The sequence below is a fragment of the Methylobacterium sp. JK268 genome, from assembly GCF_054052225.1.
In genome coordinates, this window is sequence record NZ_JBSVZN010000012.1 from 36,548 (window position 1) to 58,667 (window position 22,120).

The following is a 22,120-nucleotide window of genomic DNA, read 5'->3' on the forward strand; positions in this document are numbered from 1 at the left end:
GCGGATCGCCGACGGGGCTCTGGCGCGCGCGTCGCGCCGCACGCGCCGGGAAGACGGCTCTCGGGTGTTGATCGTGCCGCGTATCGCTGGGTGAACCGGTCGCGGCTCCGCCGCGGACGATGCGGCGGAGCCGCATCGGGCGCGGGACCTCCTGCGCAGGAGCCGAAGGGTGGATCCGAAGGCGTCCGGCCCGGGGGCGAGGGCCGGCAGGACTGGTGAAGGCCCGACCTTCGCGGTAACTGTCGCCGGATCACCCGAGACGAACACCGAGAGCGCGATGACCGGGGCGGGACCGAGCACGATGCGGGTCGGCGGCTATGGCGCCCTGGAGCGCGTCCCCACCGGGATCGCCGGCCTGGACGAGATCCTGGGCGGCGGCCTGTTCGAGGGCGGCGTCTACATCGTTCAGGGCACGCCCGGCAGCGGCAAGACCATCTTCGCCAACCAGGTCTGCTTCACCCACGCGGCGGCGGCGGGCGGGCGGGTGCTCTACGTGACGCTGCTCGCCGAGAGCCACGCGCGCATGCTCGCGCACATCGCCGGGCTGAGCTTCTTCGACGCGGCCGCGATCCCCGATCGGCTCACCTACCTGTCGGCCTTCCGCATCCTCCAGGAGGAGGGACTCGCCGGGCTCCTGTCGCTGCTGCGCCGCGAGGCGGGCGAGCGGGAGGCGAGCCTCCTCGTCCTCGACGGCGTCATGGCGGCGGAGGAGAGCGCGGATTCCACCTTCGCGTTCAAGAAGTTCATCCACGAATTGCAGACCCAGGCGGCGGCGAGCGGCGCCACGGTGCTGCTCCTGACCAGCGCCGGGTCGGGCGCCGAGATGGTGGCGGCCGAGCACACGATGGTGGACGGGCTCATCGAGCTGTCGAGCCGCCTGTGCGGCCGCCGGGCCGAGCGGGACCTGGAGGTCCGCAAGTTCCGCGGCAGCGGCTTCCTGCGGGGGCGGCACGTCTTCCGCATCACCGATGCGGGCGTGGCGGTCTTCCCCCGCACCGAGGCGCGCCTGCGGGAGCCGAGCCGGCGCGACCACGTCCAGGGCCCGAAGGCCTCGCTGGGCGTGCCCGCCCTCGACCGGATGCTCGACGGGGGCCTGCCGCCGCACTCGACGACGCTGCTCGCGGGGCCCTGCGGCATCGGCAAGACCACGCTCGGCCTGCAGTTCCTCGGGGCGGCGGACGAGCCGGGGCTCCTGGTGGGCTTCCACGAGAGCGCGGCGGCTTTGGCCACCAAGGCGGCCGTGCTCGGCCTGCCGGCGGCGGAGCCGCTCGCCGCGGGTGCGATCCGGGTGATGTGGCAGCCGACGACGGAGGGGCTGATCGACGAGGTCTGCGAGCGGCTCCTCGCGGACGTACGGAACCGCGGCGTGCGGCGCGTGTTCCTCGACGGACTCGACGCGATGGGGCGGCTGGCCGAGGACGAGGACCGGATCATCCGCATCGTCGCCGCCCTGACGGCCGAGCTGCGGGCCCTCGACGTGACCAGCATCGTCACGATGGAGACCGACCTGACCGGGCACGTCGCCGGCCTCCCGCTGAGCGGCGTGTCGCTCAGGGGAGCCTCCGCCATCACCGAGAACATCCTGCTCATGCGCTTCGTCGAGCAGCGCTCCCTGCTCCACCGCATGGTCTCGGTGATCAAGGCGCGCGACAGCGCCATCGACCAGCGCCTGCGCTGCTTCTCGATCCGGCCGGGCGGACTCGCCGTCGAGGACGGTCCCGAGCGCGCCGAGGCGATCCTCGCCGAGCTGCAGCACCTTCCCGGCCGGCGCGGCGGGGAGTGAGCGCGTGGCGACGGTGCTCATCGTGGACGACGAGTTCGGGATCGCCGAACTCCTGGACTCGGTCCTCACGGACGAGGGCCACACGGTGCTCACCGCCTCGAACGGCCGGCACGGGCTGATGCGCCTGCGCGAGGCGCGGCCCGACCTGATCCTGCTCGACTACATGATGCCGGTCATGGACGGACCGGCGATGCTGCTCGCCCTCGCCGAGGACGCCGTCACGGCGGCGATCCCGGTGGTGATGATGAGCTCGATGCCCGAATCCACCGTGCGCGAGCGCTGCCGGGGCTACGTCGCCTTCCTGCGCAAGCCCTTCCGGATCAAGGAGGCGCGGGCGGCGGTGGCGACCGCGCTCGGGTCACCGGGGGAGCGCCCCTAAGCATCACGCGCCGGATCGTCCACCGATTCGGCAGCGAACATGGTGCAAAGACAAGAATCGAAGCAGAGATGCGCCGGGCCATTCTGTGCCGAGCATCTTCCGCTGACGCGGATCTCGGTTCAGCATGGAACGTACGGCAGAAACAAAGACCTGGATCAGCGCCCGACGACGACGCAGCCGGGCGCCGATGTGCCGCATGCCGTTCAGCACCGACAGGATCATCGCCTTCGGCTCGACCGCGGGGCGCCCGAGACGAACTCGCATCGTTCCTGCCACGGCGCAGTTCGGCTCCGGGCCCGCGCCGCCGGCCGTCACGCGAGCGCGCCGGAGGCTGACGCGGCCCGCTCCGATGCGGGCGATGGCGGCGGCCGGGTCGACGATCCGGCCGCCGCCGCTTCAGGCCGCGTAGCCCAGGGCTGCGGCACTGTCCGGGGCTTGGTCCGGGATCGGGTCGCGCACGATCACGAAGTAGCCCACGGCCGCCACCGCGGCGACCGCCGCCCCGATCAGCAGGGCGAGCGTGAAGGAGCCCGTGTGCTGGACGATGTAGCCCGTCACCGTCGGCGCGAGGGCGCCGCCGAAATAGCCGCCGAAATTCTGCATCGCCCCGACCGAGGCGGTGCAGTTCGCCGGCACCGCCACCGGCGGCATCGCCCAGGCGGCGCTCGCCGAGACGTAGATGAGGAACATCGACACCGAGATGAAGGCGACCGCGAGCACGTCGCTGGCGACCTCGGCGGCCAGGAACGTGAACAGGGCGGTGCCGAGGAGCGAGGCCGCCATCGGGTACTTGCGGCTGTTGATCGGGGAGACGCCGCGGGCCATCAGCGCGTCGCAGGCCCGTCCGCCCAGGATGCTGCCCACCACCCCGAACGCGAACGGGATCGCCGCCACCCAGCCGGTCTTCGAGATGGTCATGTGGCGCTCCATCTCCAGGTAGCCGGGCAGCCACGCGCTGTAGATCCACAGCACGTAGATCGTGCCGAAGAACCCGAAGATCATCCCCCAGGTGGTGCGGTAGGCGAAGAGCCGCCGCCAATCCGCCCAGGTCACGCGGGCCGCCCCGGCCGCCGGCGCCTCGCCCCCGGCGATCGCCCGCCGCTCCTCCGCGGTCAGGCCCGCCTGGTGGGGGTCGCGGTGGATCAGGTAGAAGGCCGCCGCGACGACGAGCCCGGCGATCCCCATGATGGCGAACATCCAGCGCCAGCCGAAATGGAGCATGAGGACCGTGAGCAGGGGCGCCGAGATGGCGGTGCCGAGCGTCGACGAGCAGTTCCAGATGCCGGTGGCCGTGCCGCGCTCCCGGATCGGGAACCAGTCGCGCACCACGCGGGAACTCGTCGGGAATTGCGGGGCCTCGCCGATCCCGAGCAGCATCCGCGCCGCGAAGAACTGCGAGAAGCTGCCGACGAGGCCGCCCAGTCCCTGCGCCACCGACCACAGGCCGAGGCTGAGGGTCAGCATCACCCGGGCGCCGAGCCGGTCGACGAGGGCGCCCGCCGGGAGCTGCGCGAAGGCGTAGGCCCACAGGAAGGCCGAGAGCAGCAGGCCCATATCGGCGAGCGAGAGCCCGAGCTCCTCGCGGATCAGCGGGTTGGCGACGGCGAGCGTCGCCCGGTCCACGTAGTTGACGACGCCGCTGAGCACCAGGAGCGCCAGCGCCGTGCGCTGCACCCTCCGGACCCGCGGCGAGGCTGCGGCTTCGGCCATTCTGTCTCCTCCCGATCTTGTTCGTTGTGGCGGGAGCCTGCACCCGGGCGCCGTCCTTGCCAAGACCGGATCGCGCATGCGGGTGTGTACACCCCGAGGAGCATCCGCCCCGATCAGCCTCCGCCCCGGAGACCGCTCAGGCGAGGGCGAATTCCGCCACCACCGCGTCGTGGTCGGAGATCGCCGCGCCGGCCGCGCCGACGGCCGCGACCGTTCCGGGCGCCCCGCCCGCGACGCCCCGGGCGAACAGCCAGTCCAGGCGGGCGAAGGGCGGGAGCGGGGCGCCGTCCGGGCGGGTGCGCTGGGTCACCGCCGTGCCGTTGTGCCCCGCCCAGGCGAAGCCGGCCGCGGCCAGCACCCCGAAGAGCGGCTCGCGGCGCTCGGCCTCGTCCATCAGTGCGGCGACGTCGCCCGAGGCGTCGCGCAGGGTGCGGGTGTTGAAGTCGCCGCCCAGGATCACCGCGTCGCCGCCGGCCCGGGCGTCGATGGCCGCGAGGAGGCGGGCGACCTGACGCGCCCGGTCCTCGGGGTCGCTCGAACTCTCCAGGTGGACGCTCGCCAGCCAGAGCCGGCGGGGCGCGTCGGCGAGCCGCGCCACCACCGCGTTGCGGTAACCGAGCCGCAACTCCCGGTCACCGCTCGGGCCCTGGTACCAGACACCGCCGTCGTCGAGCCGCACCAGGAACACGTCCGCGAGCCGCGCCCGCGACAGGATCGCGTTGCCGTGGAAGCTCGCCGCGTTCTCCAGCCCCGGATGGCGCGCCGCCTCGTGGGGATGGCCCTTGCCGGTCTCGACGAACTCGACGCCGTAGGCGAAACCCGCCCCCTCGGGCGCCGCGAGGTCCGCGACCGTGTGCCGGTTGCCCGAGCGGGCCATGCCCTGGTCGACCTCCGCGAGCAGCACCACGTCGGCGCCGATCCGGTCGAGGAGCGCGCGGGATTCCGGCCCGAAGGCGCAGCGCTCGGCGTTCCAGGCGGCGACGCGCAGGCGCGCCGGGACCGCCGCCGGGCGCTCCGGCGGGCGGACCTCCACGGCGGAGAGGGCCGGGACCATCGCCGCGCAGGCATCGTGGTGCGCCCGGCTGCGCGGCCCGCGAATCGCCGCCGCCAGCGCCTCCGCGGAGGCCGGGGCCAGGCACCCGGTGATCGTGTCGATGACCGTCATCGATGAAGCTCCCCCCTCGAACGGGTTTGCCGCAGGGTTATGGCGGGGACCGTGGCGTTCCTGTGAAGGATTCTTCCCCATCCCGGCCCCGGCGCGGCGCGCCACGTCATCGGGATGTTGCAGAGAGCACGCACATGCCCGGTCCGAACCCCGCCGCCCCTGCGGCAGGGTCCGCCCTGTCCGGCCGCCGATCCCCGGAGGATCCATGAAGAAGCTCGCCGTCGCGTCCCTCGTCGCCGCCGCCCTGACGGCCTCGGGAGCCGCTTCCGCCGCGGAGCGCGTGAAGTTCGACTTCTGGTACGGGCTGACCGGGCTGCTCGGGGAGACGATCGCCCGCCACTGCGCCCTGTTCAACCAGAGCCAGGACAAGTACGAGGCCGTCTGCACCGGCCAGGGCGGCTACGACAAGGCCGAGCAGAACACCATCGCGGCCTATCGCGCCAAGCAGCAGCCGGCGCTGACCCAGATCTACGACGCCGGCACCGTCAACTTCATGCTCTCCGGCGCGGTCTACCCGGCGGCCCGCTTCGCTAAGGATTACGATATCAAGATCGACTGGTCGGATTATTTCCCGGCCATCGCCGATTATTTCGCGACCTCGAAGGGCGAATTGTGGTCGTTCCCCTACAACAATTCAACCGCGCTGATGTATTACAACAAGGACGCGCTGGAGAAGATCGGCAAGACCGCGCCGCCGGCGACGCTGGAGGAGCTGACCGAGGATCTCAAGGCGATGCGGGCCGCCGGCCTCGGCTGCGGCTACGCGATCGACTTCGACCCGTGGATGAACCTGGAGCAGCCCTCCTACATCCACGGCTGGCCGCTCGCGACCAAGAACAACGGCTATGACGGGCTCGATGCGGAGCTCGTCTTCAACACGACGAAGGCCGTCGACCTCGTCAAGCTGGAGAAGGCGTGGCTCGATTCCGGCGCCGCGACGATCATGACGCGCCAGACCGGCAAGGGCATCGTCGAGGCCTTCGCGGACGGCACCTGCCAGGTGATGATCACCTCGGTCGCCGACCACTCGACCGTGACCAAGACCCAGAAGGAGGGCCTGCGCTGGGGCACCGCCCCGATCCCGGTCTTCGCGGGCACGCAGCGGCTGAACTCGGCGATCGGCGGCGCCTCGCTCTGGGTGATGGCCGGCAAGCCGAAGGAGACCTACGAGGCCGTCGCCGCCTTCCTGCGCTACGTCACCGATCCGGAGACGGGCGTGAACTACATCGCCCGCAACACCGGCTACATCCCGGTGACCAGGACCGCCTTCAAGCTGCTGGAGGAGCAGGGCTTCTACAAGGATCCGGCCCATGCCGGGCGCGAGGTGGCGATCGCCTCGCTCACCGCCTCCGCGGTCACGCCGCTCTCGCGCGGCGTCCGGCTCGGCAATTACACGGCGATCCGCGCCGCCTTCCAGTCCGAGCTGCAGGCGATCCTCACCGGCCGCAAGGAGGTCCAGGCCGGCTTCGACGACGCGGTGAAGGCGGGCAACGAGATCCTGCGCCGCTACGAGCAGACCTTCAAGGGCAAGACCCTGCCCTGATCCCAGCCGGTCCCGCGCGGGTCCGGTCCCGGATCCGCGCGGGCGGGAGTTCGCGGCGATGGACAAGCGCGTCACCTTCTCGAACACCTGGCTCGCCGCGCTCCTCGTCGCGCCGCAAGTCTTCCTGGTGCTCACCTTCTTCTACTGGCCGACCGGGCAGGCCTTCTACTGGTCGGTGACGCTGGAGCCGCCCTTCGGCGGCGGAAACCAGTTCGTGGGCCTGCAGAACTTCGCGGCGGTGTTCGGCGATCCGCGCTACTGGGACTCGATCCTGCGCTCCGTGGTGTTCGCGGTCGGGGCGACCGCGCTCTCGGTGGGCTTCGCCGCGGTGCTGGCGCTGTTCGCCGATCGCGGCCTTCCCGGCCACCGGCTCTTCAAGTTCGCGTATTTCGTGCCCTACGCGATGCCGGCCGCCGCGGTCGGCCTCGCCTTCCGGTTCCTGTTCAGCCGCGACGCCGGCCTGCTCGGCGCCGTGAACGCCCTCGTCCCCGGCCTCTGGGACCCGGCCACGCGGGGCGGCCAGGCGCTCGCCGTGATCATGTTCGGCCAGGCCTGGAAGATGGCGGGCTACAACTTCGTGTTCCTGCTCGCCGCGCTGCAGGGCGTGCCCCGCGCGATGCTGGAGGCGGCGGCGATGGACGGGGCGAGCGTCCTGCGGCGCATGCGCGACGTGCAGCTGCCGCTGCTGACCCCGACCCTGTTCTTCCTCGGGGTCATCAACATCACCGACAGCTTCGTCGATTCCTTCGGCATGATCGACGTGGTGACCCGCGGCGGCCCGTCCCACGCCACCGAACTCATGGTCTACAAGATCTACCTCGACGGGTTCGAGGCCAAGGACTACTCGCTCGCCGCGGCGCAATCGGTGGTGCTGATGCTGCTGATCGTCCTGATGACGGTCGTCCAGTTCCGCTTCATCGAGCGGCGCGTGCATTATTCGTGAGAGGGGCCGCCATGGTCGAACGCACGCGCCTCGTCGACGCCCTCACGCAGGGCGTGCTGGTGCTCGGGCTCCTGATCCTGTTCGCCCCGATCGCCCTGGTGATCGTGGCGGCCTCGCACGACTTCCGCACCGTGAACCAGGTGCCGATGCCGATGATCCCGGGCGGCCACCTGTGGGAGAACCTCGCGACCGCCTGGCGGCAGGGCGGCTTCGGCCCGGTCATGGCCACCTCGGTGATCGTCGCGGGCGGCGTGGCCGCGGGCAAGGTCGCGCTCTCGGCGCTGTCGGCCTTCTCGATCGTCTACTTCCGCTACCGGGGACGGATGCTGGTCTTCTGGCTGATCTTCGCCACCCTGATGCTGCCGCTCGAAGTGCGCATCGTGCCGACCTACGCGGTCGCCGCCAACGCGCTCGGCCCGGCCCAGGGCCTTCTCGACCTGGCGGCGGCCCTCCTGCCGCAGGTCGCGATCCGGCTGCCCGAGTGGAACCTGCTCAACTCCTACCAGGGCCTGATCCTGCCGCTCGTTGCCACCGCCACCGGCACCTTCCTGTACCGCCAGTTCTTCCTGACGGTGCCCGACGAACTCACGGAGGCCGCCCGGATGGACGGCGCCGGGGCGCTGCGCTTCTTCGCCGACGTGCTGCTGCCGCTGTCGCGGACCAACATGGCGGCGCTCGGCATCATCATGTTCGTCTGGGCCTGGAACCAGTATCTCTGGCCGATCCTGATCGTCACCGACCAGGCGCATTACGCCACCGCGACGATGCAGCTCGGCAAGGTCGTGCCAGGACCGTCCTTCGGCGAGCCGCCGGTCTGGAACACCGCCATGGCGGCGACGCTCATCACTATGGCCCCGCCGCTCCTCGTGGTGATCCTGCTCCAGCGCTGGTTCGTCCGCGGCCTCGTCGCCACCGAGAAGTAAGACCCGGGAGACCCTCGACGATGTCCGAGATCGCGATCCGCGGCGCGGTGAAGACCTACGGCCGCACCACCGTGGTGCACGGGCTCGACCTGACGATCCCGTCGGGCGCCTTCGCGGTGATCCTCGGCCCCTCCGGCTGCGGCAAGTCGAGCCTGCTGCGGATGATCGCCGGGCTCGAGACGATCAGCGGCGGCGAGATCGCCTTCGACGGGCGGGTCGTCAACGACCTCGACCCGCGGGCGCGCGGCTGCGCCATGGTGTTCCAGAACTACGCGCTCTACCCGCACATGAGCGTGGCGCAGAACATCGGCTACGCCCTCAAGGTGGCCGGAACGCCCCGGCGGGAGCGGGAGCGGCGGGTCGCGGCGGTGGCCGAGGCGCTCGGGCTCACGGAGATGCTGGCGCGTCGGCCCGGGCAGCTCTCGGGCGGCCAGCGCCAGCGCGTCGCCATGGGCCGGGCGATGATCCGCGAGCCCAAAGTCTTCCTCTACGACGAGCCGCTGTCGAACCTCGACGCCAAGCTGCGGGTGCAGATGCGGGCCGAGATCCGCCGGCTGCACCGCCGGCTCGGCACCACGACGGTCTTCGTCACCCACGATCAGGCCGAGGCGATGACGCTGGCCGACCGGATCGTGGTGATGCAGGCCGGCCGCGTCGAGCAGGTCGGCACGCCGCTGGAGGTCTATCGCCGGCCCGCCTCCCTGTTCGTGGCCGGCTTCATCGGCTCCCCGCCGATGAACCTGCTGGCCGGGCAGGCCGTCGACGCGCGCACGGTGGCGGTCGGCGAGCGCCGGATCGCGGTCCCGGCCCACGCGCTCGCCGCCGGCGAGGCGGTGGTGCTCGGCATCCGGCCGGAGGAGGTCGCCCGGGACGGTCCCGAGGTGATGGAGGTCGGCTTCGTCGAGGAACTCGGCGCCCATCGCTGCTGCCACGGCGCCTTCGCGGGCCAGGACTTCGTGGTCCAGCGCCCGCCCGGCGAGACGGCGCCCGCGCGGCTGTCCTTCGGGATCCCGCCGCATGCCGTGCACCTCTTTCACGCCGCGACCGGGCGCCGGGTGGAGCCGCTCGCCGAGGCCGCCGCGTCGGTGCCGGCGATGGCCGAGACGCCCTCCGCTTGAGGGAGCCGGCTTCCGCGTGGCCGGGCCTTCGATCGGAGAGGCGGATCCCAGCGGATGGATACGTCTGCTTGGTGTCTCTCACAGAACTCCCGATCACCGTCGTCGCTCGCCGTGGCGCCTCCAGCACGGCGGGAGTTGTGTGAGGTGCACTTGGTGACGGGCTCCCCCTTTTCCGGACGACTGTAGCGCCAGCGGAAGGAGATCCGGAAACCAGATGATGATTCGCCGCGAAGCGGCTCCGCATGCCAGCAACGGCATTGAAAAGCAGTCGCTTCGCGGAGTCTTGCGCTGGTTTCCGGGTCGCATTCCGCTGTCGCTGCATGCGCCCGGAAAAGGGTGGAGTTCAGTGTGAACCCCAAACCATCGGACCGCATCGCACGCCGTTTGACCTCCCGCCCACGGAGCGCCGCCCCGGACGACGTCCGGCACCCCGGCCACGACCCACCCGGTTGCGCCGTGCCATCAGAGCGTTAGACCTTTTCGAAGGCCCCGGATATGGTCCCCCCGGCTATACCTGGGGGGAGCAAGGCCATGGAGCCGGAAGGCAGCGCCGCGCGTCGCGACGATGACGGACTCGCCGCCGCGGAGGCGGCGCTGTTCGCGCGGCCGATGGCGGGCGAGGAGGGGCCGTCCGACCTCGACCTCGACCAGCTCCTGGCCGCGCTGCAGGCGATGCGGGCGGGGGATTTCAGCGTGCGCCTGCCCGGCAACCTGACCGGGCGGGCCGGCAAGGTCGCCGACACCTTCAACGAGATCGTGGCCGCCAACGAGCGGATGGCCGGGCAGCTGGAGCGGGTCGGGCAGGTGGTCGGGCGCGAGGGCCGCACCCGCACCCGCGTGCGCTTCGACCTCACCCGCGGCGCCTGGGGGGAGATGGAAGCCTCCGTCAACACCCTGATCGACGACCTGGTCTGGCCGACCAACGCCGTGACCCGGGCGATCACCGCGGTCGCCCGCGGCGACCTGCTGCAGACCGTCCCCCTCGACGTGGATGGCCGCCCCCTGCAGGGCGAGTTCCTGCGCTCGGCCACCATCGTCAACGCGATGATCGAGCAGCTCAGCGTGTTCACCTCCGAGGTGACGCGCGTCGCCCGCGAGGTCGGCACCGACGGCAAGCTCGGCGGCCAGGCGCAGGTGCGCGAGGTGACCGGGGTCTGGAAGGACCTCACCGAGAGCGTCAACTCGATGGCCTCGAACCTCACCGCGCAGGTGCGCAACATCGCCGAGGTGACGATCGCGGTCGCCAACGGCGACCTGTCGAAGAAGATCACCGTCGACGTGCGCGGCGAGATCCTGCAGCTCAAGGAGGCCATCAACACGATGGTGGACCAGCTGCGCTCCTTCGCCTCCGAGGTGACGCGCGTGGCCCGCGAGGTCGGCACCGAGGGTCAGCTCGGCGGCCAAGCGATCGTGCCGGGCGTCGCCGGCACCTGGAAGGACCTCACCGACTCGGTCAACGCCATGTGCGGCAACCTCACCGCGCAGGTCCGCAACATCGCGCAGGTGACGACCGCGGTGGCACGCGGCGATCTCTCGCGCAAGATCACCGTCGACGTCTCGGGCGAGATCCTGGAACTGAAGAACACCATCAACACGATGGTGGACCAGCTCAACGCCTTCGCCGGGGAGGTGACGCGCGTGGCCCGCGAGGTCGGCACCGAGGGTCGCCTCGGCGGTCAGGCGCAGGTGCCGGGCGCCGCCGGCACCTGGAAGGACCTCACCGACAACGTCAACTCGATGGCCTCGAACCTCACCGCCCAGGTCCGCAACATCGCCGAGGTCTCGACCGCCATCGCCAGCGGCGACCTGTCGAAGAAGATCACCGTCAATGTCTCGGGCGAGATCCTGGAGCTCAAGGAGACCATCAACACGATGGTCGATCAGCTCAACGCCTTCGCGTCGGAAGTGACGCGCGTCGCCCGCGAGGTCGGCACCGAGGGCAAGCTCGGCGGCCAGGCGACGGTGCGCGGCGTCGCCGGCACCTGGGGCGACCTCACCGACAACGTCAACTCGATGGCCTCGAACCTCACCGCCCAGGTCCGCAACATCGCCGAGGTGGCGACCGCGGTGGCGCAGGGCGACCTGTCGAAGAAGATCACCGTCAACGTCTCGGGCGAGATCCTGCAGCTCAAGGAGACCATCAACACGATGGTCGATCAGCTGCGCTCCTTCGCGGGCGAGGTGACGCGCGTCGCCCGTGAGGTCGGCACCGAGGGGCGGCTCGGCGGCCAGGCGCAAGTGCCCGGCGTCGCCGGAACCTGGAAGGACCTCACCGACAACGTCAACTCCATGGCCGGCAACCTCACCGCCCAGGTCCGCAACATCGCCGAGGTCTCGACCGCCATCGCCAACGGCGACCTGTCGCGCAAGATCACGGTCGACGTGCGCGGCGAGATCCTGGAGCTGAAGGAGACCCTCAACACGATGGTCGACCAGCTCAACCGCTTCGCCTCGGAGGTGACCCGGGTGGCGCGCGAGGTCGGCACCGAGGGCAAGCTCGGCGGTCAGGCGCAGGTGCCGGGCGTCGCCGGAACCTGGAAGGACCTCACCGACAACGTCAACTCCATGGCCGGCAACCTCACCGCCCAGGTCCGCAACATCGCCGAGGTGACGACGGCGGTGGCGCGCGGCGACCTGTCACGAAAGATCGCCGTCGACGTGAAGGGCGAGATGCTGGAACTCAAGAACACCATCAACACGATGGTGGACCAGCTCAACGCCTTCGCCGGGGAGGTCACCCGCGTCGCCCGCGAGGTCGGCACCGAGGGCAAGCTCGGCGGCCAGGCCACCGTGCCGGGCGTCGCCGGCACCTGGAAGGACCTCACCGACACCGTGAACGTGATGGCGGCGAACCTCACCGAGCAGGTGCGCGGCATCGTGAAGGTCGTGACCGCGGTGGCGGATGGCGACCTGACCCAGAACCTCACGGTCGCCTCGAAGGGCGAGGTCGCGGCGCTGGCCGAGACCATCAACAACATGACCCGCACCCTCGCCACCTTCGCTGACCAGGTGACCACGGTCGCCCGCGAGGTCGGCGTGGAGGGGCGGCTCGGCGGCCAGGCCAACGTGCCGGGCGCCGCCGGCACCTGGAAGGACCTCACCGGCAACGTGAACCTGCTCGCCGCCAACCTGACCACGCAGGTGCGCGCCATCGCGGAGGTCGCCACCGCCGTGACCAAGGGCGACCTCACCCGGTCGATCCAGGTCGAGGCCCGCGGCGAGGTCGCGGAGCTCAAGGACAACATCAACACGATGATCGGGAACCTCCGTCTCACGACGGACCGGAACACCGAGCAGGACTGGCTGAAGACGAACCTCGCCCGCTTCACCAACATGCTGCAGGGCCAGCGCGACCTCACCACGGTGGGGCGCACGCTGCTCTCCGAACTCGCCCTCCTGGTCGAGGCGCAGCAGGGCGTGATCTACCGGGTCGAGGCCGGGGAGGCGGGCGCCGCCTCCCTGCGGCTCCTCTCGGCCTACGCGGACGACGCCATCGTGGGCCACCGCGAGCGCCTCGCCATGGGCGAGGGGCTGATCGGGCAATGCGCGCGGGACGCGCGGCGCCTCCTCGTCACCGCCGTGCCGGCGAGCGCGACCCCGGTCGTGTCGGGCCTGTTCCGGGCCGTGCCGCGCACCGCCATCGTGCTGCCGGTCCTGTTCGAGGGGCAGGTCAAGGCGGTGATCGAACTCGCCTCGCTCACCACCTTCACGGACCTGCAGATCTCCTTCCTGGAGCAGCTCACCAGCGGCATCGGCATCGTGCTCAACTCCATCGAGGCGACGATGCAGACCGAGGGCCTGCTCAAGCAGTCCCAGCAGCTCGCCAGCGAATTGCAGATCCGCCAGCGCGAATTGCAGCAGACCAACGAGCAGCTGGAGCAGAAGGCCCAGCAGCTCGCCGACCGCAACGACGAGGTCGAGGCCAAGAACCAGGAGATCGAGCAGGCCCGCCGCGCCCTCGAGGAGAAGGCGGCGGAACTGGCGCTCACCTCCAAGTACAAGTCCGAGTTCCTGGCGAACATGAGCCACGAGCTGCGCACGCCGCTGAACTCGATCCTGATCCTCGGGCAGCAGCTCAGCGAGAACCCGGATCGCAACCTGTCCGAGCGGCAGGTGGAGTTCGCCCGCACGATCCACGGCGCGGGCACCGACCTGCTCAACCTGATCAGCGACATCCTCGACCTGTCGAAGATCGAATCCGGCACGGTCTCGGTGGAGGCGGAGGAGATCTCCTTCGCCAACCTGCTCGCCACCACGGCGCGGCCGTTCCGGCACGAGGCGGAGAACCGGCGCCTGTCCTTCGACGTCGAGATGGCGCCGGAGCTCGGCAGCATCGTCACCGATTCCAAGCGCCTGCAGCAGGTGCTCAAGAACCTCCTGTCGAACGCCTTCAAGTTCACCGAACAGGGCGGCGTGCGCCTGCGGGTCGGGCCGGCGGCGAATGGCTGGAGCCCCGACCACCCGGTGCTCAAGCACGCGCCCACCGTCGTCGCCTTCGAGGTCTCGGATACCGGCATCGGCATCCCGCCGGAGAAGCAGAAGATCATCTTCGAGGCCTTCCAGCAGGCCGATGCGGGCACCAGCCGCAAGTACGGCGGCACGGGCCTCGGGCTCGCGATCAGCCGCGAACTCGCCAACCTGCTCGGCGGCGAGATCCAGCTGCGCAGCGCCTCGGGGGTGGGCAGCACCTTCACCCTCTACCTGCCGCTGGCCTACGGGGAGGCGGCGAGCGCGGTGCCGGTCCCGGCGCCCGCCCCGGTCGCCCCCCCGCGGCTCGCCCCCGCCGCCCGGGTGAGCGAGTGGACGCTGCCGGTGGTCGAGCCCGCGGGCGACGACCGCGAGACCCTGCAGCCCGGCGACGCGGTGCTGCTCATCGTCGAGGACGATCCCCACTACGCCCGCATCCTGGCGCAGCTCGCCCGCGACGGGGGCTTCAAGGTGCTGAGCGCGAGCCGCGGCGCCGACGCCCTGGCGCTCGCCCGCCGCCACCGGCCGACCGCCGTCTCCCTCGACGTGTTCCTGCCCGACATGCTGGGCTGGACGGTGCTGAGCCACCTCAAGCAGGACCCGGCGACGCGCCACATCCCGGTGCAGATCCTCACCCTCGACGAGGACCGCCGCCACGGCCTGGCGCGGGGCGCCTTCGCGTTCCTGTCGAAGCCGACGAAGCCGGAGGATCTCGGCGCCGCCCTGCGGCGGATCAAGAGCTTCGCCGAGCCGCGGCAGCGGCGCCTGCTCGTGGTCGAGGACAACCCGGCCGAGCGCCTGAGCGTCACGACGCTGCTCGGCCATGAGGACATCGACATCGTCACCGCCGAGACGGGCGAGGAGGCGCTGGCGGCCCTGCGCGCGCAGGCCATCGACTGCGTCGTCCTCGACCTCAAGCTCCCGGACATGTCGGGCTTCGAGGTGCTGGAGCGCCTGCGCGAGGACGCGGCGCTGGCCGACCTGCCGGTGGTGGTGTTCACCGGCCGGGCGCTGTCGCCCGAGGAGGATGCGCGCCTGCACGCGCTCGCCCGCAGCGTCGTGGTCAAGGGCGTGGAATCGCCCGAACGGCTCCTGGACGAGACCGCCCTGTTCCTGCACCGGGTGGTGGCGGAGCTGCCGCCCGAGAAGCAGCGGATGCTGGAGCGCCTGCACCGCTCCGATGAGGACCTGATCGGGCGCACGGTGTTGCTCGTCGACGACGACGCGCGCAACATCTTCGCCCTGTCGAGCGTGCTGGAGCGGCGCGGCATGCGGGTCCTCACCGCCACGACCGGGCGCGAGGCGATCTCGATCATCGAGGCGCGGCCGGACATCGCCATCGTGCTCATGGACATCATGATGCCGGAGATGGACGGCTACGAGACCATGCAGGTCATCCGCGCCAACCCGGCCTTCCGGCGCCTGCCCATCGTGGCCCTCACCGCCAAGGCCATGAAGGGCGACCGGGAGAAGTGCCTGGAAGCCGGCGCCTCCGACTACCTCGCCAAGCCCGTCAACACCGAACAGCTGCTCTCGGCCCTCCGTCTATGGCTTCATCGGTAATCTCCCCGCTCCTCGGCCGCGCCGCCGAGGCCCTCCCCGACACCGCGCCGCGGCGGCGCCCCGAGGCGGAGCAGGTCAACATCCTGCTGGTCGACGACCAGCCGGCGAAGCTGCTCAGCTACGAGGTGATCCTGAGCGAGCTGGGCGACCGGCTGATCAAGGCCGCCTCGGCCCGCGAGGCCCTGGAGCACCTGCTGCGCACCGAGATCGCCGTGGTGCTGATCGACGTCTGCATGCCGGACCTCGACGGGATCGAGCTCGCCACGATGATCCGCGAGCATCCCCGCTACCAGCACGTGGCGATCATCTTCGTCTCGGCGATCCAGATCAGCGACCTCGACCACCTGCGCGGCTACGAGGCGGGCGCCGTCGACTACGTGCCGGTGCCGGTGGTGCCGGAGGTGCTGCGGGCCAAGGTGCGGATCTTCGCGGAACTCTACCGCAAGACGCGGCAGCTGGAGCGGCTCAATGCCGAGCTGGAGCGCCACGTCGCCGAGCGCACCGCCGCCCTCGAAGCCTCGACGGCGCGCCTGCGCGAGAGCGAGCAGCGGCGCAGCCTCGCCCTCGCGGCGGGCCGCATGGGCGCCTGGGACTGGGATCCGGCGATCCGGGCCTACAGCTGGGACGAGGGCCAGTACCGGATGTTCGGGGTCGATCCCGGCGCCTTCGTGCCGACGATCGAGGCGGTCGAGGCGCTGATCCACCCGGACGATCGGGAGCGCCTGCGGGGGCTCGGCCGGCAGGCGGCGCGCACGGGCGAGCCCTTCGACGCGGAGTTCCGGATCCTGCGGCCGGACGGGGAGCTGCGCTGGTGCGTGGCCTCCGCGGCGGCGACGCTGGACGGCACCGGCCGACGGCTCAGCGGCGTCACCCACGACATCACGGAGCGTAAGCGCGCCGAGGCGGCGCTGATCGACCTCAACCGCGAGTTGGAGCAGCGCATCGAGGAGCGCACCCGCGAGCGCGAGGCGGCCCTCGCCCAGCTCTTCGAGGCCCAGAAGCTCGACACGATCGGCCAGCTCACGGGTGGCGTCGCGCACGACTTCAACAACCTGCTGATGGCGGTGCTGGGGTCGCTCGAACTCCTGGAGAAGCGCCTCGATCCGAAGGACGACCTCGCCCGCCGCCTCCTCGACAACGCCCAGCAGGGCGCGCAGCGCGGGGCGGCGCTCACCCAGCGCCTCCTCGCCTTCGCGCGGCGCCAGGAGCTCCGGCCGCAGACCGTCGCGGTGGCGGGGCTCGTCGAGGGCATGCGCGGCCTGCTCGAGCGGGCGCTCGGCCCGAGCGTCACCATCGCGACGCGGCTGCCCGCCGACCTGCCGCCGGTGCGCATCGACGCCAACCAGTTCGAACTTGCCCTCCTCAACCTCGCGGTGAATGCCCGCGACGCCATGCCGGGCGGCGGCACGATCACCCTCGACGGCAGCAGCGTCGCGCAGGCACCGGGGCTGCCGCCGGGGGCCTATGTGCGGGTCGCGCTCAGCGACACCGGCACCGGCATGGACGCCGCGACCCTCGCCAAGGCGACCGAGCCCTTCTTCACCACCAAGGGGCCGGGCAAGGGCACGGGGCTCGGCCTGTCCATGGTGCACGGGCTGATGGCGCAGTCGGGCGGGGCGCTGCGGGTGAAGAGTGCGCCGGGGCAGGGGACCACGGTCTGCCTCTGGCTCCCGGCCGCCGCTCCGGTGGAGGCCGCGCCGGCGGCGCCCGCCTCGTCGGACGGGCCGGCGCCGCTGCCGCCCTCGACGATCCTGGTGGTGGACGACGACCCGCTGGTGCGGATCGGGACGGCGGCGATGCTGGAGGATCTCGGCCATTCCGTGCGGGAGGCGGCCTCCGCCGCGGAGGCGCTGGCGCTGCTCGGGGAGCGGCCCGGCATCGACGGGGTGATCACCGACCACGCCATGCCGGGCATGACCGGCCTCGACCTCGTCCGGCGCTTGCGGACATCGCATCCCGGCCTGCCGGTGATCCTGGCCACCGGCTACGCGGAGCTGCCGAACGAGGGCGAGGTCGCGGTGCCGCGGCTGGCCAAGCCCTTCAGCCAGGAGGATTTGGCGCGGCTGCTCGCGGAGGCGATGGCGGTGTGATCCGATGGCGATCCACGCTCCAGATGCACGTTTTCCAGTGTAAGCCAATTTATGCAATTATTTCTCGGATTCTATCGAAGCGGTTTATTGTTTCGAACGCATTCATTGGAGTATGCCCCGTGTTCCGCTCTGCATAAATCCTCCAAGGTAATCCTGCTACCTTTGCATTACGATAAAGACGACATAATGCGAATGGCCTGATAATTCTATCCTTCATACCAAATATAATGTGAGTTCTGACATTTGAAAGCAAGGTAAATTCATTTATATACTGAATCTCATCTCCAAATCTACTTTCAAACCATCTACGATACAACCCTGAATAGCCAGTGTTTTCCTCGGCATATTCAACATGTTCCGCAAGATTCACTACTGGCGCGACCGCCACTATCGTTCTAAAGTCATGCCGAGCAGCGCCCGCGACGAGTGCCAACGTTGCCCCAAAGCTCACGCCAAATAGAGAAATATCGCTTTCTTCGATTTTAAAATTATCACAGACGTAAGAAACCAGATTTTCCAAATCTTCCAAAAATGATTGACGCCATTTGTGATGAACAAGCTGCCTAATTCGAAATCCAAAATTCGAAGAACCGCGATAATTCAATACAAATACTCCCTTCCCTGCAGCGACAAACTCCCGATATAGGCCACCATATCGTATATCATTCCATTCACACGACTCAGGTCCACCATGCAAGGCGATCACTGCACCATTCGTACATCCCTCCGATGGTATAAATGCGAGACAACATGCGCCAGAGTCCAATGCTAGAGAATATTCCAAAATATGAGGCCAAGGCTGGACCCCGCCAGGAACCTCATGCACTTCCCGATCTGCAACGCACAACCATCTTGATCCTTGAGCCAGATGAATCCTTTTAATCAGAATTCCGTTATTCGAGCCTCCAAAAAATTTTACAACACCTGATCCCGATAACGACTTTAGATGCCTGCCGTCATAAGGATCTAACACGATTATGTTCTGTTGCGCTCTTAAATGTGTCGACGCAATGACGAGTTTGCGTGTTATAAATCTGGCATCAACATAATTAAAACTTCTGTCAAAATCTGTAACTATCGTTTCTTTATCTATGTCATACATCGACAAATTCGTCATCTCTGCATCTTCTCTGATCAACAAAATAAAACCGCCATTAAAGTCGACGGGTTTTCCGGGAAGCAGGATATGCGCTCCTGTATCGAGATCAACAATAAAGTACTGATCTTGATAAGGAGTCTCGTCAGTTTTTATAATTACTACTGCCTTCGAACCTTTGAAGTAGTACAAGCTGACGTACCCTCCTTGCAAATCGAAGATTTCTTCCATAATAGAAGTTCCAACTATGAAATAACTGGTAACGGCCGTTTTGTTTAGAGTCGCAACAATTCCGTCGACTCCTTGAACACAAGCCGGAAACAAATCACATTCAGTTTCCAAATCGAATGCCATCTCGACTCTTTTTACTGGATTCTCGCCCGCAAGAGAAAATTTTAATGCAACTAAATTCCCTCTCTCGGTGTCACTTGCACATTGTATGTACAGAATATTACTCCTACTGTCAAAATATAAAGCCGATTCGGTCGATTTCAATTCGTATATCAGGCGGCTTTCATTATTTGACTTTAGGTAAATGCGCGTTGCTTCATGGAAGAACATGAAATTACCAGAATCGTAACTTAACAAAATCACACTATCTTCCCAATATTTCTCGGATACCGTGCTCACTAGAATGTTAGACATAATTATGAGACCCTTTTTATCGGTGATTTGTCCGGCTGTTCATGAGGCTCGTTTTGAAAAAGGCAATACACGTCACTACATCTATGATTGCAGATATATATATGATCTGATTGATATTATTTTGAAAGAAAAACGGGACAGAGATACCGCCAAGCATATCGCCGAGCAGAAACGAACTAGACAACATGCCCAGGACACTTGAAGCTTTTTTTTCTGAAATTAGACTGATCTCGATCGTACGTTGACACAAAAGTACTCCTCCAGTTGCCACACCTCGCATCAACAGAGCAACTGATGCGTTTAAGATACCCATCGACGGCGCGAGACACAGTGTTGAGATTCCGCACATGCATCCGAATGCCAGGACCCATCGCCTGGGTCCCCATACCTTGATGACAGAAGCTAGAAATGGTTGAATGAGAGATGCCAACAATGCGGAAGCCGCCAACAGAGCGACAGCTTGTCCGATCGATAAGCCGGATTTCAGAAGTATGACAGGCATGTAAGGAACTATTAGACTGGCACTGAACCCCGATAGCAGGCTAAGGCAAATCAAAGCAAAATCCAGCAGATTTATTTCGTTGATTCCGTAAGTAAGACTCGAATTTGTCTTCGAGTAAGAATACTTATTTACGCGGACTATCTCTTTATCGCATACCAACAATGCGATCAAAGGCAAACTTGATGAAATTGCGAGCATAGTTATGTAGGATTGAGGGGATGAGCCTAATAACCAAAGCCCCAAGCCGGCAATGGCGATTGATGCGGCCTGTGAAATACCTCGCGCTGCATTACTTGCTGCTATAGCATCGGTCCGCAAATCGACATGAGGCCACACGTAAATCCATAGCCTCAGACAAAATAATATAGTCGAAGCTCCCAGACCAGACAAACAACCGGACAACACTGCGACGGAAGTGCAATCCGGTGATACTCTGAGTAGTAATCCCAGTGAATATAGGGAGCACGCAATTATTAAGGAGCGACGGAACCCAATCCTATGCACAAATAATCCTAACATGCCGGAAAACACGCCCGCTAGAGCCATCGCTGCGTATGACGCTCCGAAATTTTCTAGCTTTTTATTATATTCAAACCATAAAGGATGTACTGTCTTAGATATCCACATCCCACAAAATATGGCGGCGTTAAATGTAACAATAGGTAAAAATTCAGCATTTGGGTAAAATCTTATGACTGCCCGTAGCATTTCTAAGCCTCTGGTGGGAAGAATTTCGAGAGAAGCGTTCGATTATACTCGAGTTCGGCGCTAGGCGGAACACATTCTATAACGTCATTGATGACCTGTCTTGCTTGGTCGAACTGCTGCAATGTCGCAAATATTTCGGCTTTGAGCGAAGCAATATTGATCATATTCTCTGCCGTCGCTTCTTCAAAATCGAGACATTCTAAAATCATCTGCGCACGATCTATGAGACCGCGCTCATACAGACTCAAGGCGAAATTGTATGCAAACGTAGGAGAACTTGGAGATAGAGCATGAGATTTACCAAAGTAGTCATTTTGGATCTTGCCTTCGGCGTAATCACAAAGACCCAATAAATTAAATGACTCTGGATATGTTTGATCAATATCCATCACTTCCTGAAGTTCCAATCTTGCCTCATGAATCATATGGTTGTCAATAAGCACTCTTGCTAATTCTATTCTGTATTCCGGGTAATTACTGTCAAGTTTGATAAGCTCTTTATATGTGTCAATTGCTAAATTAACTTCATTTGCTGCCAGATAACATTGAGCAAGATTGTATATTAGAACTGTTTTATGCATCTTTTCAATGCCATCGCGATCGTCACTTAATTTCTCGATACCAGCTTTTAGAATATTAGTGGCTCCATTTAAATCACCTTTCTTAAATAGGACCAATGCGTAGCCATTTCTATTAAAAATCCTTTCCACTTTTGATCGTTCATCGTGGACTTCATTCTCGCTTAAAACCTTAAAAGCTTCATCAAGCAACCCACTTGCAATCGACTCGTTCCTTAAATACGGCGGATGGTGGCGCAGGTAAAGCATAGACATAACGTAATTTGACTTTGCGGTCTCTTTTAATTCTCCGTATTCGCGCCACTTCTTGAAACATAGCTCGGCCTCGACCGTTTTGCCGAGCATATTAGCACAAAATCCCGCAATTTTCCATGCTTTCGCCAGATCTTTGTAGTCTTTCAAAATCCGCTTCGCAATTTTTTCTCCGGTCCACGCGTCTCCAAAGCGAACAAACTTGTCGGCTGCGGCAATCAATGCTTCAACCTCCCTGAAGTTCAACTTTCTCTTGCGATTAACTAGTCCAGATATTTCCTGATAATGCTTATAATAGGTGATTGTTGTTATATTTTGACAAGAAATGGCAGATTGATACACTACAGTGTGTTTGCCAAATTTCAACAACTCCCTAAAAAATACGGCTGATCCCTCATCTATAAATTCGCTGCCAAATATCACGACTTCAATCTCTTGGTAGTGCTCGCTGATCTTGCATGAAATCTGCCGCAGTATCCTAACTACACGATCTTTCAAAAAGAATCGAAGCTGATCTGTTACGTCGATTCTGTCGGTCAAGCTCAACTTGTCCTCAACACCCTTCGTACGGCTCTCGATAGGGAACAGTAGATTATATCCAGCAATACATGAATTTGCCGTAAGGTCAAATTTTATTTGAAACAAAAACTGCCTT

General features: G+C 65.4%; 14 protein-coding genes. 8 read left to right on the top strand and 6 right to left on the bottom strand.

All coding sequences use genetic code 11. The features are described 5' to 3' along the window. Positions 1 to 277: 277 nt before the first annotated feature. Positions 278 to 1,783: an RAD55 family ATPase gene (locus tag ACW9J6_RS14740; RefSeq protein ID WP_457117236.1), complete on the top strand. Its 1,506-nt coding sequence runs from the start codon at positions 278 to 280 to the stop codon at positions 1,781 to 1,783. Positions 1,784 to 1,787: 4 nt separating this feature from the next. Further along, positions 1,788 to 2,162 (top strand): response regulator, encoded by a 375-nt coding sequence (locus ACW9J6_RS14745; RefSeq protein WP_457117237.1) that lies wholly within the window; start codon positions 1,788 to 1,790, stop codon positions 2,160 to 2,162. 3 nt (positions 2,163 to 2,165) lie between these two features. Here ACW9J6_RS14745 and ACW9J6_RS14750 read toward each other — a convergent pair whose 3' ends face one another. The 3 genes from ACW9J6_RS14750 to ACW9J6_RS14760 all read right to left on the bottom strand — a co-directional run bounded on the left by ACW9J6_RS14750 (position 2,166) and on the right by ACW9J6_RS14760 (position 5,037). Then, positions 2,166 to 2,438 carry a hypothetical protein gene (locus ACW9J6_RS14750; protein ID WP_457117238.1) on the bottom strand — a complete coding sequence of 91 codons (273 nt, stop codon included), beginning with the start codon at positions 2,436 to 2,438 and terminating at the stop codon, positions 2,166 to 2,168. A gap of 120 nt (positions 2,439 to 2,558) precedes the next feature. Continuing rightward, positions 2,559 to 3,872 carry an MFS transporter gene (locus ACW9J6_RS14755; RefSeq protein WP_457117239.1) on the bottom strand — a complete coding sequence of 438 codons (1,314 nt, stop codon included), beginning with the start codon at positions 3,870 to 3,872 and terminating at the stop codon, positions 2,559 to 2,561. Between the two features lie 136 nt (positions 3,873 to 4,008). Further along, positions 4,009 to 5,037 (bottom strand): endonuclease/exonuclease/phosphatase family protein, encoded by a 1,029-nt coding sequence (locus ACW9J6_RS14760; RefSeq protein WP_457117240.1) that lies wholly within the window; start codon positions 5,035 to 5,037, stop codon positions 4,009 to 4,011. A gap of 205 nt (positions 5,038 to 5,242) precedes the next feature. Here ACW9J6_RS14760 and ACW9J6_RS14765 point away from each other — a divergent pair, with 205 nt between their 5' ends. The 6 genes from ACW9J6_RS14765 to ACW9J6_RS14790 all read left to right on the top strand — a co-directional run bounded on the left by ACW9J6_RS14765 (position 5,243) and on the right by ACW9J6_RS14790 (position 17,684). Next, on the top strand, positions 5,243 to 6,580 hold the full coding sequence (locus ACW9J6_RS14765; protein WP_457117241.1) for an extracellular solute-binding protein: 1,338 nt from the start codon (positions 5,243 to 5,245) through the stop codon (positions 6,578 to 6,580). A 58-nt stretch (positions 6,581 to 6,638) separates the two neighbouring features. Next, a complete protein-coding gene (locus ACW9J6_RS14770) occupies positions 6,639 to 7,523 on the top strand; it encodes a carbohydrate ABC transporter permease (RefSeq protein WP_457117242.1) in 885 nt (294 codons plus the stop codon). A gap of 11 nt (positions 7,524 to 7,534) precedes the next feature. Then, positions 7,535 to 8,446: an ABC transporter permease subunit gene (locus ACW9J6_RS14775; RefSeq protein WP_457117243.1), complete on the top strand. Its 912-nt coding sequence runs from the start codon at positions 7,535 to 7,537 to the stop codon at positions 8,444 to 8,446. A gap of 20 nt (positions 8,447 to 8,466) precedes the next feature. Further along, positions 8,467 to 9,564: an ABC transporter ATP-binding protein gene (locus ACW9J6_RS14780; protein ID WP_457117244.1), complete on the top strand. Its 1,098-nt coding sequence runs from the start codon at positions 8,467 to 8,469 to the stop codon at positions 9,562 to 9,564. A 531-nt stretch (positions 9,565 to 10,095) separates the two neighbouring features. Continuing rightward, positions 10,096 to 15,594, top strand: a complete 5,499-nt coding sequence (locus tag ACW9J6_RS14785) for a HAMP domain-containing protein (RefSeq protein ID WP_457117245.1) — start codon at positions 10,096 to 10,098, stop codon at positions 15,592 to 15,594. Next, a complete protein-coding gene (locus ACW9J6_RS14790) occupies positions 15,579 to 17,684 on the top strand; it encodes a response regulator (RefSeq protein ID WP_457117246.1) in 2,106 nt (701 codons plus the stop codon). The genes ACW9J6_RS14785 and ACW9J6_RS14790 overlap by 16 nt, the downstream gene beginning before the upstream one ends. A gap of 49 nt (positions 17,685 to 17,733) precedes the next feature. On the opposite strand, the gene ACW9J6_RS14795 is transcribed toward ACW9J6_RS14790, so the two are convergent. Genes ACW9J6_RS14795 through ACW9J6_RS14805 form a run of 3 tightly spaced genes read right to left on the bottom strand, consistent with a single transcriptional unit; the run spans position 17,734 to position 22,005 of the window. Continuing rightward, positions 17,734 to 19,410 carry an alpha/beta hydrolase family protein gene (locus ACW9J6_RS14795; protein WP_457117247.1) on the bottom strand — a complete coding sequence of 559 codons (1,677 nt, stop codon included), beginning with the start codon at positions 19,408 to 19,410 and terminating at the stop codon, positions 17,734 to 17,736. A gap of 31 nt (positions 19,411 to 19,441) precedes the next feature. Further along, positions 19,442 to 20,635 carry an MFS transporter gene (locus ACW9J6_RS14800; RefSeq protein WP_457117248.1) on the bottom strand — a complete coding sequence of 398 codons (1,194 nt, stop codon included), beginning with the start codon at positions 20,633 to 20,635 and terminating at the stop codon, positions 19,442 to 19,444. 2 nt (positions 20,636 to 20,637) lie between these two features. Beyond that, the gene (locus ACW9J6_RS14805; RefSeq protein WP_457117249.1) at positions 20,638 to 22,005 is read right to left on the bottom strand and encodes a tetratricopeptide repeat protein; all 1,368 of its coding nucleotides are present in this window, start codon (positions 22,003 to 22,005) and stop codon (positions 20,638 to 20,640) included. Between the last annotated feature and the right edge of the window lie 115 nt (positions 22,006 to 22,120).

Coding starts and splice junctions, on each gene's coding strand:
- ACW9J6_RS14740 (WP_457117236.1), top strand. CDS start 278: ATGACCGGGGCGGGACCGAGCACGATGCGGGTCGGCGGCTATGGCGCC.
- ACW9J6_RS14755 (WP_457117239.1), bottom strand. CDS start 3,872: ATGGCCGAAGCCGCAGCCTCGCCGCGGGTCCGGAGGGTGCAGCGCACG.
- ACW9J6_RS14760 (WP_457117240.1), bottom strand. CDS start 5,037: ATGACGGTCATCGACACGATCACCGGGTGCCTGGCCCCGGCCTCCGCG.
- ACW9J6_RS14765 (WP_457117241.1), top strand. CDS start 5,243: ATGAAGAAGCTCGCCGTCGCGTCCCTCGTCGCCGCCGCCCTGACGGCC.
- ACW9J6_RS14770 (WP_457117242.1), top strand. CDS start 6,639: ATGGACAAGCGCGTCACCTTCTCGAACACCTGGCTCGCCGCGCTCCTC.
- ACW9J6_RS14775 (WP_457117243.1), top strand. CDS start 7,535: ATGGTCGAACGCACGCGCCTCGTCGACGCCCTCACGCAGGGCGTGCTG.
- ACW9J6_RS14780 (WP_457117244.1), top strand. CDS start 8,467: ATGTCCGAGATCGCGATCCGCGGCGCGGTGAAGACCTACGGCCGCACC.
- ACW9J6_RS14785 (WP_457117245.1), top strand. CDS start 10,096: ATGGAGCCGGAAGGCAGCGCCGCGCGTCGCGACGATGACGGACTCGCC.
- ACW9J6_RS14790 (WP_457117246.1), top strand. CDS start 15,579: ATGGCTTCATCGGTAATCTCCCCGCTCCTCGGCCGCGCCGCCGAGGCC.
- ACW9J6_RS14800 (WP_457117248.1), bottom strand. CDS start 20,635: ATGCTACGGGCAGTCATAAGATTTTACCCAAATGCTGAATTTTTACCT.